Source organism: Pseudochrobactrum sp. B5 (genome assembly GCF_001939785.1).
Lineage (GTDB): Bacteria > Pseudomonadota > Alphaproteobacteria > Rhizobiales > Rhizobiaceae > Pseudochrobactrum > Pseudochrobactrum saccharolyticum.
In genome coordinates, this window is sequence record NZ_MOYL01000001.1 from 281,350 (window position 1) to 295,532 (window position 14,183).

At 51.7% G+C, this 14,183-nt stretch carries 14 protein-coding genes and 1 pseudogene; 14 read left to right on the forward strand and 1 reads right to left on the reverse strand.

What is annotated here, in order from left to right; translation table 11 throughout:
- Nucleotides 1–35 precede the first annotated feature (35 nt).
- A complete protein-coding gene (locus BKD14_RS01365) occupies nt 36–533 on the reverse strand; it encodes a prepilin peptidase (RefSeq protein WP_075653999.1) in 498 nt (165 codons plus the stop codon).
- Between the two features lie 205 nt (nt 534–738).
- On the opposite strand from BKD14_RS01365, the gene BKD14_RS01370 reads away from it, so the two are divergent.
- The 14 genes and pseudogenes from BKD14_RS01370 to BKD14_RS01435 all read left to right on the forward strand — a co-directional run bounded on the left by BKD14_RS01370 (nt 739) and on the right by BKD14_RS01435 (nt 14,178).
- Nucleotides 739–1,155, forward strand: a complete 417-nt coding sequence (locus tag BKD14_RS01370) for a pilus assembly protein N-terminal domain-containing protein (RefSeq protein WP_083646737.1) — start codon at nt 739–741, stop codon at nt 1,153–1,155.
- A 53-nt stretch (nt 1,156–1,208) separates the two neighbouring features.
- The gene (locus BKD14_RS01375; RefSeq protein WP_022709197.1) at nt 1,209–1,772 is read left to right on the forward strand and encodes a TadE/TadG family type IV pilus assembly protein; all 564 of its coding nucleotides are present in this window, start codon (nt 1,209–1,211) and stop codon (nt 1,770–1,772) included.
- On the forward strand, nt 1,769–2,404 hold the full coding sequence (locus BKD14_RS01380; RefSeq protein WP_083646738.1) for a TadE/TadG family type IV pilus assembly protein: 636 nt from the start codon (nt 1,769–1,771) through the stop codon (nt 2,402–2,404). The genes BKD14_RS01375 and BKD14_RS01380 overlap by 4 nt, the downstream gene beginning before the upstream one ends.
- Nucleotides 2,405–2,490: 86 nt before the next feature.
- Nucleotides 2,491–3,732, forward strand: coding sequence for a phosphopentomutase (locus tag BKD14_RS01385; protein WP_075654722.1), 1,242 nt, complete (start codon nt 2,491–2,493; stop codon nt 3,730–3,732).
- Entirely contained in the window at nt 3,725–4,612 is an 888-nt protein-coding gene (gene mutM, locus BKD14_RS01390) for a bifunctional DNA-formamidopyrimidine glycosylase/DNA-(apurinic or apyrimidinic site) lyase (RefSeq protein WP_075654000.1), read from the forward strand. Before BKD14_RS01385 ends, mutM begins: the two co-directional genes overlap by 8 nt.
- A 46-nt stretch (nt 4,613–4,658) precedes the next feature.
- Nucleotides 4,659–5,432 (forward strand): enoyl-CoA hydratase, encoded by a 774-nt coding sequence (locus BKD14_RS01395; protein ID WP_075654001.1) that lies wholly within the window; start codon nt 4,659–4,661, stop codon nt 5,430–5,432.
- 261 nt (nt 5,433–5,693) lie between these two features.
- The gene (rpsT, locus tag BKD14_RS01400) at nt 5,694–5,960 is read left to right on the forward strand and encodes a 30S ribosomal protein S20 (RefSeq protein WP_075654002.1); all 267 of its coding nucleotides are present in this window, start codon (nt 5,694–5,696) and stop codon (nt 5,958–5,960) included.
- A gap of 1,156 nt (nt 5,961–7,116) precedes the next feature.
- A pseudogene (dnaA, locus tag BKD14_RS01405) lies at nt 7,117–8,574 on the forward strand (chromosomal replication initiator protein DnaA); the annotation flags it as partial.
- Nucleotides 8,575–8,820: 246 nt separating this feature from the next.
- Nucleotides 8,821–9,939: a DNA polymerase III subunit beta gene (gene dnaN / locus BKD14_RS01410; protein WP_022711632.1), complete on the forward strand. Its 1,119-nt coding sequence runs from the start codon at nt 8,821–8,823 to the stop codon at nt 9,937–9,939.
- 20 nt (nt 9,940–9,959) lie between these two features.
- Nucleotides 9,960–11,123, forward strand: a complete 1,164-nt coding sequence (gene recF / locus BKD14_RS01415; RefSeq protein ID WP_075654723.1) for a DNA replication/repair protein RecF — start codon at nt 9,960–9,962, stop codon at nt 11,121–11,123.
- A gap of 92 nt (nt 11,124–11,215) precedes the next feature.
- The gene (locus BKD14_RS01420) at nt 11,216–11,992 is read left to right on the forward strand and encodes a molybdopterin-synthase adenylyltransferase MoeB (protein WP_022711630.1); all 777 of its coding nucleotides are present in this window, start codon (nt 11,216–11,218) and stop codon (nt 11,990–11,992) included.
- Complete coding sequence (locus tag BKD14_RS01425; RefSeq protein ID WP_075654003.1) at nt 11,989–12,480, forward strand: GNAT family N-acetyltransferase; 492 nt, start codon at nt 11,989–11,991, stop codon at nt 12,478–12,480. Before BKD14_RS01420 ends, BKD14_RS01425 begins: the two co-directional genes overlap by 4 nt.
- Nucleotides 12,481–12,499: 19 nt before the next feature.
- The gene (locus tag BKD14_RS01430) at nt 12,500–13,759 is read left to right on the forward strand and encodes an aconitase X catalytic domain-containing protein (RefSeq protein ID WP_083646740.1); all 1,260 of its coding nucleotides are present in this window, start codon (nt 12,500–12,502) and stop codon (nt 13,757–13,759) included.
- Nucleotides 13,759–14,178: a DUF126 domain-containing protein gene (locus tag BKD14_RS01435; protein ID WP_139316303.1), complete on the forward strand. Its 420-nt coding sequence runs from the start codon at nt 13,759–13,761 to the stop codon at nt 14,176–14,178. Before BKD14_RS01430 ends, BKD14_RS01435 begins: the two co-directional genes overlap by 1 nt.
- Nucleotides 14,179–14,183: the final 5 nt, after the last annotated feature.

The window sequence follows — 14,183 nt, forward strand, 5'->3', positions numbered from 1 at the left end:
TGAATTGGTGGGGGTAAGATTTGTTATGCCGGTTTTCAGGCCCTAACCAAAGCAAGATCGGGATATATCCATAAACCGGCAATGGCCAAAGCTATACCATAGGGAATACCTTTTTTGGGGTCACTCAGACGGTAAAGAAAAGCGATATGTTCAATTTTACTTCTGTCGATAAGCTTGCGCATTAAGAGAATACATAGTGTTAAAATACCGCCTGTAATTGCGCTTATCAGTAAATAATCTGCAAGACTGACTGAAAATCCGGTCCAGAGAGCTGTGGCACTGATTAGTTTGGCATCTCCGCCACCCATAGCATTGATGAAAAACAAAGCAAAACATATGGCGAGGGCAATAGCGCCCGCTGCAATGTGAAGAAAGATATCTTTTGTAGGAAGTCCGTAAAGCGGTGCCATAACAAGAAATGCTGCGGCTAAAAACAGGCAGGCAATATTGTGTATCTTCATAAACAGAAGATCCGAAATTGCAGCATAAATCATAGTGCCGCAAAAAATCAGAGCAGTGAGAAAAGCGAGCATAAGCAGCCTGAGTTTTGCAAAGGAATTGTTGGATTATCATTCTGTTGATGCCAGAGATACTTTAAGCCTTTTACCTTCGGGTTAATACTGCTGGATATTCGGGCATTTTGTTGAGAGCATACAGACCGCCGAAAATTGAAATATAGCTATTAATTGTTCTTTCATCCCTGTTGCGCATAGTGCGGTGAGCTACGGGGCATATTTTATGGCTGATAAGAAGATGACAGATCTGAAAAAACTGATAGTTGCAGCTTTGCTGGGGGCAGGTGTCTTAACCTATCCGGCTGGGGCGACAGAAATTCAGGCAATACAGGTTCAGACAGATCAGGCGCATATTTTGCGACTGGATAAGCCTGTTAAGTCAGTCATTATTGGAAATGATGCTATTGCTGATGCCGTTATGCAGGATGCCAAAACCATTATTCTGACCGGACGTAATAATGGTGTCACCAATCTGGTTGTTATAGATCAGAGCGGGGATACATTACTGGATGAAAAAGTCATGGTCGGACAAAACGATCTGGCAACGACCCGTGTTTTCCGGGGTTCCAATATGATTGTATTGTCCTGCACGCCGATTTGTGAGCCGAAAGTTAAAGTTGTGGCTCCGCCAAGATCCTGATTATATTTCAGGTTTTCAATTTTCTGTCCTACTGCAGGAAAATTTAATAGATCATGAGTAGCCGAGCTGAGAAAAACTCTGTCCGACATTTTGTAAAGTCACTTCGCTCGTTCCGGCGGGATGAACGAGGCGTTACAGCGGTGGAGTTTGCGCTGGTCGCTTTTCCGTTTTTGTTTTTAATTTTTGCGATTATCGAACTGGGACTGAGTTTTACAGTGCAGCAAATGCTGGCTCATGCGACAGAAGATGTGAGCCGGCGATTTTATACAGGACAAGATACGAAAGAAAATACAACACCGGAAGTGGTGAAAGATCGTATTTGCCAGAAAATACAATTTATGCCTGTCGTTAATTGCAACAATCTTGATATCAATTTGGATAATTACAGTACTTTTTCGGCAGTTCCTGTTAAAAATCTTGTAACAAGTGAGGGGAAGCTTGGACTTCCGTCCCAGATTAATCTGGGCGGACCATCAACGATTAATCAGATTAATGTATTATATCGCTGGCCGGTTCTGACCAATATTTTTTATTATTTAAATCCGAAAGTAAAAAATGAAGACAGGGTACTGCCTCTTTTTACAACAGTGACCTGGCAGAATGAGCCGTTTTCATGATCGGATTTCATTTTAAAGCAAATGGAGCACGGTTGGCTTTAGCTGATAGCTTGCGAAAATTTGGTGCGAATAAGTTTGCACTTTTAAGAAAGTTTAGCAAAGACGAACGCGGTGTATCTGCCGTGGAGTTTGCGCTTCTTTTGCCGGTTCTGATTCTGATCTATGCAGGTGTGGCCGATGTTTCACGTGGTGTGGATGCAAACCGCAAAGTGAACCGGGTTTCCAGTGTTGTCGGAGATCTGGTGAGTCGACAGATCAGTGTGTTGCCAACACAACTTGATGATGTTTTTATTATCGGCTCGACGATTATGGTACCGTCTTTAACAGCACCGCAAATCAGGATTTCGTTTCTCAGAGTAGAAAAATTAAACAATAGTAATACATTGATTGTCCGGCTGGACTGGTCACGGACAACATCCAAGTTCATTGAGAAAGGGACTGTAGCAGAACAGGAGGCAAGGCGCGTTTATCTGCCGGAAAAACTGCGCCAGGAGCCGATGAATTATATTCGTGTTGAGACGCAATATACTTACACTCCGTTGCTTTCTTTTCTTTTGCCGAACATCGACATGGAAGAAATTTATTATATCAGTCCGCGCTATTCAGATACTATTCCTTGCCCTCAGTGCTGATGATTTCCGTGCTTGACGCTTGAGGTAGTTTTCATGATATGCCTTTCATGAAATACTCGGTGAAGCGGTCTGAAGGCATTATTCTCATGCGACGGGTTATCCTTATTGTCCTTGATTCTTTCGGCATTGGCGGCGCACCGGATGCGGCTGCCTTTGGCGATCAGGGAGCCAATACGCTGGGGACAATTGCCCGCTTTTGTGCGGATAAACAGACACCATTACATATTCCGCATATGCTGGAACTGGGATTAGGGCAGGCAGCGCAGCTCGCGGATAGTCATTTTCCTGCCGTTTTTAATTCTGCCTTGCTGTCTCATGGCCTGTGGGGCGCTGCGAGTGAAGTCTCGAAAGGCAAGGATACGCCTTCCGGCCATTGGGAAATTGCAGGCTTGCCGGTGCCTTTTGACTGGGGGTATTTCCCGCATAGTATTCCGGCCTTCCCTGAGGACTTGACGGATACCGTCATCTGTCAGGAAGGTTTGAGCGGAATATTGGGCAATTGCCATGCCTCGGGCACTGAAATTATTGCGCAATATGGTGAGGAGCATATCCGAACCGGAAAACCGATTTTCTATACATCGTCAGATTCCGTGTTGCAGGTAGCCGCCCATGAAACACATTTCGGTTTGCAAAGGCTTTATGATCTTTGTGCAGCTTTGCGTCTGCTGGTGGATCCGCTGAATATCGGCCGTGTCATTGCACGGCCATTTACCGGTGAAACGCCGGAGAGTTTTGAACGCACCGGCAACCGGCGCGATTTTGCCGTACCGCCGCCGCAGCCTACATTGCTGAATATTGTCGAAGCATCCGGACATGATGTTTATGCGGTCGGAAAAATCAGTGATATTTTTGCCGGGTCAGGCGTGACGCAATTGCGCAAAGCGCATGGCAATCAGGCCTTAGTTGATGCCACGCTGGAGGCAATGAATGAGGCCGGTGACGGCGATCTGATTTTCACCAATCTGGTGGATTTCGATATGCTTTACGGTCACAGGCGCGACATTGCCGGTTATGCTGCCGCACTTGAAGCCTTCGATAAGCGCCTGCCGGAAATTCTCGGCAAAATGCGCGAGGGGGATGTGCTAATTCTGACTGCAGATCATGGTTGTGATCCGGGCTGGCAGGGCAGTGACCATACCCGTGAATGTGTGCCTGTATTGATCGCCGGTGCGGGAAGCGGCACAATCGGTATGCGCAACAGTTTTGCGGATATTGGTAAATCTGTAGCCGCCTATCTGGGGTTGAAAAATGAGCTTGCCGGTGAAGATTTTCTGACGGCTCATACCGGCTATCGGCAGTCAGAACGCAGCGGAGAGAGTGATGCCTGAATTACCGGAGGTGGAAACGGTCCGTCGCGGTTTGCAGCCGGTTATGGAAGGTGCAACTGTTGAAGGGCTGGTTTTAAACCGTCCTGACCTGCGTTTTCCTTTTCCTGAAAAGCTGAGTGAGCGTCTGCAGGGGCAAAAAATTATCTCGTTGGGGCGGCGCGCCAAATATCTGCTGATCGAATTTGAAGACGGCGCCAGTCTGATCAGTCATCTGGGCATGTCCGGCTCCTACAGGATTGAACCTGATCTGCGTTTTTCATCCGGACACCGCTTGGCAGATGATTTTCATTATCCGCGTTCTAAGAATACAGCCCATGATCATGTGGTTTTTCATTTGCAGACAGAGAATTACGGGCAGCGTCAGGTGATCTATAATGATCCGCGTCGTTTCGGGTTTTTGCTGTTATGCGGTGCCGGAGAGCTGGAAACGCATCCGTCCCTGAAAGATCTGGGCATTGAGCCGACAGGCAACAGCCTGTCAGGCGCGGTGCTTGCAGACTTATTCCGTAACAAGAAAATCACTTTAAAAGCGGCACTGCTGGATCAGCGGTTGATTGCCGGTCTTGGCAATATTTATGTCTGCGAAGCTTTGTGGCGCTCCGGCCTTTCACCTTTGCGTGCTGCCGGAGATGTCGCGCAGGATCCGCAACTGGCAGAATCGCTGGCGACTTCTATCCGCGAGGTGATTGCCGAAGCCATTGTGGCAGGCGGCTCCAGTCTGCGTGATCATCGTCAGGCTGATGGCACGCTGGGCTATTTCCAGCATAGTTTTGCGGTCTATGACCGCGAGGATGAGCCATGCCGGCGTTGTGGAGCAACGATACAGCGCATTGTGCAGAACGGACGCTCAACTTTCTTTTGCGCTGCCTGCAGCGCCTGATCTCTTTTCCGTTCATAAATAATCACTGCCTTGGGGGAGTATCTTGATGGCCTATGAAACGATTCTTGCAGAAACACGCGGCAAAACCGGTCTGATCCGGCTCAACCGTCCGCAGGCACTGAATGCACTGAACACACAGCTGATTACCGAACTGACAGATGCGCTGCAGGCATTCGACCGGGATGATGCGATCGGTGCGATTGTCCTGACCGGTTCCGAGAAGGCTTTTGCTGCCGGTGCTGATATTAAGGAAATGCAGAATCTCAGTTTTGCCGATGCTTACGGGCAGGATTTTCTGAGCGACTGGGAAGGGATCAATGCCATCCGTAAGCCGGTAATTGCTGCGGTCAGCGGCTATACGCTGGGCGGCGGCTGCGAACTGGCGATGATGTGTGATTTCATCATTGCTGCGGATAATGCCAAGTTCGGTCAGCCGGAAATTACGCTTGGAATCATTCCGGGCATGGGTGGCACCCAGCGTCTGACGCGTTTTGTCGGTAAAGCCAAAGCTATGGATATGGTGCTGACCGGCCGGATGATGGATGCGGCTGAGGCTGAGCGTTGCGGACTGGTGTCGCGTGTAGTAGCGCCGGAAGTGCTGCTGGATGAAGCGCTGAAAGCGGCAGAGCGAATTGCTGCTTTCTCGCGGCTCTCAGTGATGACGGCAAAAGAATCGGTCAATCGTGCTTTTGAGACGACATTGCAGGAAGGGCTGAAATATGAGCGCCGTTCCTTCCATGCGCTTTTCGCCACAGAAGACCAGAAAGAAGGCATGTCGGCATTTGTCGATAAGCGCAGTCCGTCTTTCTCCAACCGCTGAGTCGTCTTATAGGGGCGCTCCGGCCGTAAAACCGCAGCGCCACTTGTCAGAAAACGTTCTGGAAACCATCTTTTACGGGTTTCAGCCCTTTGTGGAGAGAGAATCCAGATTGACGGCGCGGACAAGCTGATCTATAAGCGCGCAACAGTGAGACGGCTTTCGGGCTGTCCGGATAGATTTTTGCCCGGTGGCCTGCCCCTTCGATATGAATATCGATGCTGAAAAGCCCGCTGGAAAGCTGACAGAAAAAGAGAGGCATTTATGGCCAATACACCTTCGGCCAAGAAAGCGGTTCGTAAAATCGAAGCCCGCACCGAGGTCAACAAATCCCGTCGTTCCCGCGTGCGCACTTTCGTACGTAAGTTCGAAGATGCTGTAGCACTCGGTGATAAAGCTGCTGCACAGGCTGCTTTCAAGATTGCTGAGCCTGAACTGATGCGCGCCGCTTCTAAAGGCGTTGTTCATAAGAACACTGCTTCGCGTAAAGTATCGCGTCTGGCTGCACGTCTTAAAGGCATGACTGCCTGATTTCAGACTGTCTTTCAGTTTAAAAAAACCCGGCCTCAGTGCCGGGTTTTTTTGTGTCTGAATTTTATGTTTCTCCTGAATATTCAGAAGATCAGAATCGGGAGCAATATTAGAAGGTATCTCTAAAATATTGGGAGAATCTCTTTTTCTATATTTTTATATTTGCAATAAATTTTAAGCGCAGAACCCGTCTTTATACACAGTTCTGAACTGAGTCTGGGGATTGCCTCGGAGGAGCCTGAGTCAAGTGAATTATTATTATTTTTTTTCGCTTCGGAGATTCCGGAAGGGTTAATAATTGCTCCGATAAAAAGATGTTGAATCCAAAGGTCTTATTAATTTCAGACCCTGTATCAGAATAGTTATGCGTACCGAAAGACAGATCAAATGATTAAAAAACTCTTAACGGCGGTCTTGCCCTAAGGCCAAAGATTTCGCTAATGTTAGCCGATCAGTGCTCTGGACCATTGGCCTAAAGGCTCTCGGCGTCCGGTTATAATTTCATGGCGTGCAAAGTGATCTGACGCAGAATTTCCCGTTCTGCGAAAGAGTATCTGTGTGTCTGCGAATGATCGGCACTGCGGGGGGAAATATCCTGAATGAGGATCCGACCTGCGGTTGCCGGAAAGAGTAAGGCCGTTCTGAAATGATGAGTAATGACATCATTTACCGGCCATTAACCCTAAAAAAGCTTTGCGCAGCTGCAGATGGAAACAGAGGTTGTTGAATGGTTCAATACGGGCAATCAGCATGGAGTGATCGGAATATGAGTCGTTCCTTGCGGGATACTCACCGGACAATCGGAAAAAGGACCGGAGAAAGACACGCTGCAAAAGACCGGCAAGACTGAAGCGAACAGAATTTTATAACGAACAAAAAAATCAGAGCGGAAGCTGAGGGACAGTCCCGGCCAAACCGCTGAGTAACGAGCATCTGAACAGGATGCATCCGGTATGATGGAATGATCTGCCGCAACCAAAAAACTGAACACTATTGTGAGGCGAAAATGATTGCAAAGAATGAGGCTAAACTGGACGTGATGAGCGAAGCCGGTCAGCCAGTCCCGCCGATCAATCGCAGCCTGCAGGGTCAGTTTGATGCGGCGCCGGATTTTATGAGTGAGAAAGAGAATATGACTTTGACAACCGCTTCTCCGGATGAGGCCTTTGAACGACTGCTGAGCAAGCTGAAAGCACGCGTCGGCAGTGAAATATTCTCTTCGTGGTTTGGTCGTCTGAAGCTGGATGAAGTCTCCAAGAGTGTTGTACGTTTTTCGGTACCGACCGCATTTTTGCGCTCATGGATCAACAACCATTATGCTGAAATGCTGACCATGCTCTGGCAGGAAGAAAATCCGCAGATTCTGAAAGTTGAAGTTGTGGTGCGCGGCATGAGCCGTACCGCCCGTCCTGTGGCACCTGTTGCTGATATCGTGGCGGAAATTCCGCAGCTTGCTGCGCCGCAGCGCGAAAAGCCGGTCTTCCCGGTTGGCCAGAGCTTCTCGGCTGAAAAACGCGCAAGTCAGGCAGAAGTGGCCGCTCAGAGCGCCGCTGCCGGTGCCGTGCTCGGTTCTCCGCTCGATCCGCGCTATACTTTCGACAGCTTTGTTGACGGTGCTTCCAACCGTGTGGCACTTGCTGCTGCCCGCACCATTGCCGAAGCCGGTTCCAGCGCCGTACGCTTCAACCCGCTGTTCATCCACGCTTCCGTTGGTCTTGGTAAAACCCATCTTCTGCAGGCAATCGCCGCCAGCGCTTTGCAGCGTCAGGATAAGCCGCGCGTTGTCTATCTGACCGCTGAATATTTCATGTGGCGCTTTGCAACGGCAATCCGTGACAATAATGCGCTGTCTTTCAAAGAACAGCTGCGCGATATCGATCTTCTGATCATTGATGATATGCAGTTCCTGCAGGGTAAATCCATCCAGCATGAATTCTGCCATCTGATCAACACGCTGCTCGACAGCGCCAAGCAGGTTGTTGTGGCCGCAGACCGCGCCCCTTCCGAGCTGGAATCGCTGGATGTGCGCGTGCGCTCCCGTCTGCAGGGCGGTGTAGCCTTGGAAATGGCCGCACCGGATTATGAAATGCGCGTGGAAATGCTGAAGCGCCGCCTGAGCGCTGCGCAGGCAGAAGAACGCAATATTGATATTGCTGACGATATTCTGGCCCATGTGGCACGCACCGTGACCGGCTCCGGCCGTGAACTGGAAGGCGCGTTCAACCAGCTGTTGTTCCGTCAGTCCTTTGAACCGAACCTGTCGATCGACCGCGTTGATGAGCTGCTGGGTCATCTGACCCGCGCCGGTGAGCCAAAGCGCATCCGTATTGAGGAAATCCAGCGCATTGTTGCCCGTCATTACAATGTGTCGAAGCAGGATCTGCTGTCCAACCGCCGTACCCGTACTATCGTGAAGCCGCGTCAGGTTGCGATGTATCTGGCGAAAATGCTGACCCCGCGCTCATTGCCGGAAATCGGCCGTCGTTTTGGCGGACGCGATCACACCACAGTTCTGCATGCTGTCCGCAAGATCGAAGATCTGGTCGGTGCTGATCTTAAACTGGCGCAGGAACTGGAACTGCTGAAGCGCCTGATCAACGAACAATCCGCATAAGCTGTCACAGATACCGATGATTCTGTATCGCGGCTCTGGTCGCGATACAGTTCATAGGCGGAATATCGGGGCAAAGAGCGGGTTCATCAGTCATTATGCAGAAGAAATCGCTGCTGTGCTGTTCTGCGGACTTGCAAAGACCCCTGAAATTCTGGCAGTTTAGCCGTCCAAGAGGCGCCTGTCGCGCCGTGATCTCCGGTACAGCTCTGTTTGTTGCCGGACAGATGTTAGCGAGTTCTGTACATCATGCGCGTAACTATTGAACGTTCAAATCTTCTGAAATCTCTCAACCATGTGCATCGCGTGGTTGAACGCCGGAATACGATTCCGATTCTCTCCAATGTGCTGTTGCAGGGAGAAGACGGTGTGCTGAAGCTCAAGGCTACTGACCTTGATCTGGAAGTAACCGAATCGACCGAAGCGGCAATTGATACGGCAGGAGCTACCACAGTTCCGGCGCATCTGCTTTATGACATCGTGCGCAAGCTTCCGGACGGTGCTGAAGTGATGCTGGCCAATAATGAAGACGGCACAGCAATGTCGGTCGTATCCGGCCGCTCGTCCTTTCGTCTGCAATGCCTGCCGCAGTCCGATTTCCCTGAACTGACAGCGGGTAGTTTTACCCATACATTCCGTATGGATGCGAGCGCGCTGAAACGCCTGATCGACCGCACCAATTTTGCGATCTCGACGGAAGAAACCCGCTATTACCTCAATGGTATTCACCTCTATGCCGGTGAAGATGACGGCCGTTTGGAACTGCGCGCTGTGGCGACCGATGGTCACCGTCTGGCACGCGCAGCGATGGAAGCGCCAAGCGGTGCTGAAGGCATGCCTGCGATCATCATTCCGCGCAAAACCGTTGCGGAATTGCAGAAACTGGTTGATGCACCGGATATGCAGGTGACGATTGAAGTCTCGGATGTGAAAATCCGCTTCACTGTCGGCACAGTCGTTCTGACCTCGAAACTGATCGACGGCACATTCCCTGAATATAAGCGCGTGATTCCGGCCGGTAATGACCGCAAGCTGGTGATTGACCGCCAGAGCTTTGCCGCTTCTGTTGACCGCGTATCGACCATTTCCAATGAGAAAGGCCGTGCGGTTAAGCTCAGCATTTCCGATGGTCTTCTGACGCTGACCGTGAACAATCCTGATTCCGGTTCCGCAACCGATGAAGTCCCGGCAGGTTATGACAGTGAACCGATGGAAATCGGCTTCAACTCGAAATATCTGCTCGATATCACATCGCAGCTTTCCGGCAAGGAAGCGGTATTCATGCTGGCTGATGCCGGTTCACCAATGCTGGTGCGCGATGAGGGCGACGAACATCTGATCTATGTTCTAATGCCGATGCGTGTATAAGTGCACGGGTGAGCACGAATATAAACATTGATGCACAAATTTCAGGTCGCAGCGAACGGGTGAGTTTCCGTCGTCTGCGGCTTGCGCATTTTCGCAATTATGAGAGCCTGTCGCTGCCGCTGAGCGGTGGCCATGTGGTGCTGACCGGCGAGAATGGTGCAGGTAAAACCAATCTTCTGGAAGCGGTTTCCTTTTTGTCGCCGGGTCGCGGCATGCGTCGTGCTGCCTATGCTGATGTCAGCCGCAGCGGAGCGCCTGATGGTTTTGCCATTCATGCGCTGCTGGAGTCGGCAAGCTATGGCGAGGTTGAAATCGGCACCGGTTTAGCTGGTACCAATGGCGAGGCAGGGCGCAAGGTGCGGATTAATGGCGCGCCAGCCAGTGCTGATCAGTTGCTCGATTATTCCCGTATCATCTGGCTCATTCCGGCAATGGACGGGTTGTTTACCGGTTCCGCCGGTGACCGCCGCCGTTTTCTCGACCGTATGGTGCTGGCGATTGATGTCAGCCATGGCAAACGCGTGCTGGATTATGAAAAGGCTATGCGCAGCCGCAACCGGCTGATTTCGGATTACAACAGCGATGCCCAATGGCTGGATGCGATTGAAGCGCAAATGGCTGAGCTTGGCACAGCTATTGCCGCAGCGCGTGCGGAACTGATGAGCCTGATTGCTGCGATGATTGAGCAGACGCCGGATGACAGCCCGTTCCCGAAAGTGGATTGCTTTCTGGAGGGCGAGCTGGAAGGGCGTATTCGTCTTGAGGCGGCGCTGGATCTGGAAGAGAATTTCCGCCGCACTTTGCGCGATATGCGGGGCCGTGACCGCGCGGCAGGGCGCACACTGGACGGGCCGCACCGCACGGATATGGTGGTGCATCACCGGCCTAAAGGCATGCAGGCGGCTCTGTGCTCTACAGGCGAGCAGAAGGCGTTGCTGATCGGTCTGGTGCTTGCCCATGCAAGGCTGACGGCTAATCTTGCCAATATGACGCCGGTGCTGCTGCTCGATGAAATTGCCGCGCATCTCGACGAGGGCAGACGTGCCGCTTTGTTTGATATTATTGACGATCTGGGCGCACAGGCTTTCATGACCGGTACGGATCGCGCGCTGTTTCGTGACCTCAAAGGTGAGGCGCAGTTTTTCAATGTCAGCGGCGCAAACCTGTCAGCTTATGATATTTGAACCGGCAGGGTTTCTGCATTGTCTTTTTGTTTTACGCGTATCTTATCCGAAAACCGCTTCACACTTTTCAGGATACGCTCTAAACTTTATCAATGAGCACACAGTCAGAACCTTTCAGCGGATTAGAAATCGAGCGTTATGCGCGCCATATTATCCTGCCGGAAATCGGCGGGGCAGGGCAGCAGAAGCTTAAAAATGCGCGGGTACTGGTGATCGGTGCAGGCGGGCTCGGCAGTCCGGCACTGCTTTATCTCGCCGCTGCCGGTGTCGGCCATCTCGGCATTGTCGATGATGATATGGTCACGCTGTCGAATTTGCAGCGTCAGGTGGTACATCACACCGACAGTATCGGCGAGAATAAAACCGACAGTGCCGCGGCTACGATTCACCGTATCAATCCGCATATTGAAATTGCCTGTCATACATTGCGGCTCACACCGGAGAATGTGACGGAGCTGTTTTCGGCCTATGATATTATCGTTGACGGTTCGGATAATTTCAGCACCCGCTATCTGGTGGCCGATCATGCGGCTTTGCTGGAAAAAGCGCTGGTCACCGCAGCCATGGGGCGGTTTGACGGCTCGCTGACGGTGCTGAAACCCTATGAGAGTGATTCTGAGGGTAATCCACTGCCGCATTACCGCGATCTGTTTCCTGAACCGCCTCCGGAAGGGTTGATTCCCTCCTGTGCAGAAGCAGGTGTGATCGGTGCCTTACCGGCGATTCTCGGTTCATTACAGGCGATGGAAGTGATTAAGCTCATCACCGGAATCGGTGAGCCTTTGCTGGGACGCTTGTTGCTTTATGATTCTCTGTCGGCGCGGTTTGAAACCATGCGCTATAAACGGCGGAAGGCAGCAGACCAATGAGCGCGCAGAACCGGTTCTGTCAGGTTTTTACAATCACACCTGATTATGACGGGTTCGACGCTCTGTTGCTGCTCATTCAGGATGCCTTTGCCACGATGGACGGGGTGATTGATCCGCCGAGTTCTGCCGGATTACTGAATGCAGCGATTCTGCGCGGCAAAGCAGGCACAGAAACAGCCTATGGGGTGCTGAGCGACGGACAATTGGCCGGATGCGTGTTTCTGGCGGATAAAGGCGATCATCTTTATTTAGGCAAACTGGCTGTTGCCGCTCCGTTTCGCGGGCTTGGCGTTGCACGTCGTCTGGTGGAACAGGCTGAAAAACTGGGGCGTGAGCGCGGCATGTCGCATATTGACCTGCAAGTACGTATCGAACTGACCGACAATCAAAAACTATTCAAAAAACTGGGCTTTGAAGTGGTCGGAGAAACCATGCATCCGGGCTTTACCCGCGTGACATCGCTGACAATGCGTAAAGCTCTGCTTTAATCATATTCGGGAGGAACCTATGGTGCTGGCACTGAGCGCGGAGGAGCGTGCCATTATCAACGGGCGGGATGGTGCAGGCGCGGCAATGGCCATGCGCATTGTTGCCAGAACTGCCGAACTGATGGGCGCGCCGAGACTGATTCCCATCGCTTCCGCACATATTGACGGTGCGCTCTATCATGGTGACAGCGGTACTTTTTTCGCGGAAAAACTGGTGGAAGGGCAGGCGAAGGTGCGCGTTCGCTCGACGCTCAATGTCGGTTCTCTCGATCTGACCGGTTGCTCCGGTAACCGTCTGCCACCCCATGAGGCGGCAATGGCAAAGCGCATGATGCAGGCCTATATCAAACTTGGTTGCGAACCGTCATGGACCTGCGCACCCTATCAGGCAGGGCACCGGCCTCAAACGGGAACGGATGTGGCATGGGGCGAATCGAATGCCGTGGTGTTTTGCAATTCGGTTCTGGGCGCCCGTACGAATCGCTATGGTGATTATCTCGATATTGCCTGTGCTATTGCCGGTCGTGCGCCGGATTACGGATTACACAGATCAGAGAATCGCCGTGCCACAATTGTAGTTGATCTGAGCGCACTTGATTCTGCACTTCTAAGTCAGGCCGTGGCATGGCCGGTGCTGGGCAATCTTTACGGACGCCTGATTGGTGATTCTATCGGCGTGGTGACCGGTGTTGCACCGGAACTACTGACAGAGGATGATCTGAAAGCCTTTGGCGCGGCATCTGCCTCATCCGGTGCGGTTGGGTTGTTTCATATTGCAGGGCGCACACCGGAGGCACCGGATGCCGAAACGGCGCTACAGGGCTATACGCCGTTAGCAACGATCCGCGTGACACCGCAAATGGTACGGGAAGCACGCAAAGCTCTGTCCACGATAGAGGCAGACAGAATCGATGCTGTGGCCATCGGCAGTTCGCATTTGTCGCTCGACGAGTTTGATCTTCTTGAAACGGCAATTTCTGACCGAAGATTAACGGTGCCGCTTTATGCCTGTACAGGGCGGCATGTGCTGCGCGAGCTGGACAAGAATCAGCGGCGACAAAAACTGGAACAGGCCGGCGTGATTGTCGTAGCTGACACTTGTGTTGTGGTCACACCGATTCTGCCGGAGAAAGACAATGCGGTGCTGATGACAAATTCCGGAAAATTCGCCCACTATGCGCCGGGCAATACCGGTTATGGTGTTGTCTATGGCTCTTTGCAGGAATGTGTTGAAAGCGCTGTCACCGGCCATGTCCAATTCTCTGAGGGGGCATGGTGATGGGGGCAGATACTTTGCAGGCAAAAATACTGGTCGCAGGTGCAGCGGTGGAAGCACCCGCTTTTGCGCTGACAGCGCCGATCAGTTTTTGGGGTGGGGTTGATCCGCAAACCGGCCTGATCGCCAATGTGCGCCATCCGCAATATGGCCAGTCCGTCTCCGGTAAAGTGCTGTGCCTGCCTGCAACTGTCGGGTCTTCTTCGGCTGCTGCGGTCTTATTGGAACTGGTGCACAGTGACCGCGCACCGGCAGCGATTCTCCTGCATGAGCCGGATGCGATTCTGTTGCTGGGGCTGATTGTTGCGGAAGAAATGGGGCTGACAATCCCGCCTGCCTATCAACTGGATCGCGATACATATGCCGGTTTAGATCAGCGGCAATTGCATATCAGTGAGCAGGGGACGATCCGCATTCTATAAGAAAA

Excerpts from the sequence above, each read along its gene's own strand:
- BKD14_RS01365 (WP_075653999.1), bottom strand. The coding sequence starts at position 533 with ATGCTCGCTTTTCTCACTGCTCTGATTTTTTGCGGCACTATGATTTAT.
- BKD14_RS01370 (WP_083646737.1), top strand. The coding sequence starts at position 739 with ATGGCTGATAAGAAGATGACAGATCTGAAAAAACTGATAGTTGCAGCT.
- BKD14_RS01375 (WP_022709197.1), top strand. The coding sequence starts at position 1,209 with ATGAGTAGCCGAGCTGAGAAAAACTCTGTCCGACATTTTGTAAAGTCA.
- BKD14_RS01380 (WP_083646738.1), top strand. The coding sequence starts at position 1,769 with ATGATCGGATTTCATTTTAAAGCAAATGGAGCACGGTTGGCTTTAGCT.
- BKD14_RS01385 (WP_075654722.1), top strand. The coding sequence starts at position 2,491 with ATGCGACGGGTTATCCTTATTGTCCTTGATTCTTTCGGCATTGGCGGC.
- mutM (WP_075654000.1), top strand. The coding sequence starts at position 3,725 with ATGCCTGAATTACCGGAGGTGGAAACGGTCCGTCGCGGTTTGCAGCCG.
- BKD14_RS01395 (WP_075654001.1), top strand. The coding sequence starts at position 4,659 with ATGGCCTATGAAACGATTCTTGCAGAAACACGCGGCAAAACCGGTCTG.
- rpsT (WP_075654002.1), top strand. The coding sequence starts at position 5,694 with ATGGCCAATACACCTTCGGCCAAGAAAGCGGTTCGTAAAATCGAAGCC.
- dnaN (WP_022711632.1), top strand. The coding sequence starts at position 8,821 with ATGCGCGTAACTATTGAACGTTCAAATCTTCTGAAATCTCTCAACCAT.
- BKD14_RS01420 (WP_022711630.1), top strand. The coding sequence starts at position 11,216 with ATGAGCACACAGTCAGAACCTTTCAGCGGATTAGAAATCGAGCGTTAT.
- BKD14_RS01425 (WP_075654003.1), top strand. The coding sequence starts at position 11,989 with ATGAGCGCGCAGAACCGGTTCTGTCAGGTTTTTACAATCACACCTGAT.
- BKD14_RS01430 (WP_083646740.1), top strand. The coding sequence starts at position 12,500 with ATGGTGCTGGCACTGAGCGCGGAGGAGCGTGCCATTATCAACGGGCGG.
- BKD14_RS01435 (WP_139316303.1), top strand. The coding sequence starts at position 13,759 with ATGGGGGCAGATACTTTGCAGGCAAAAATACTGGTCGCAGGTGCAGCG.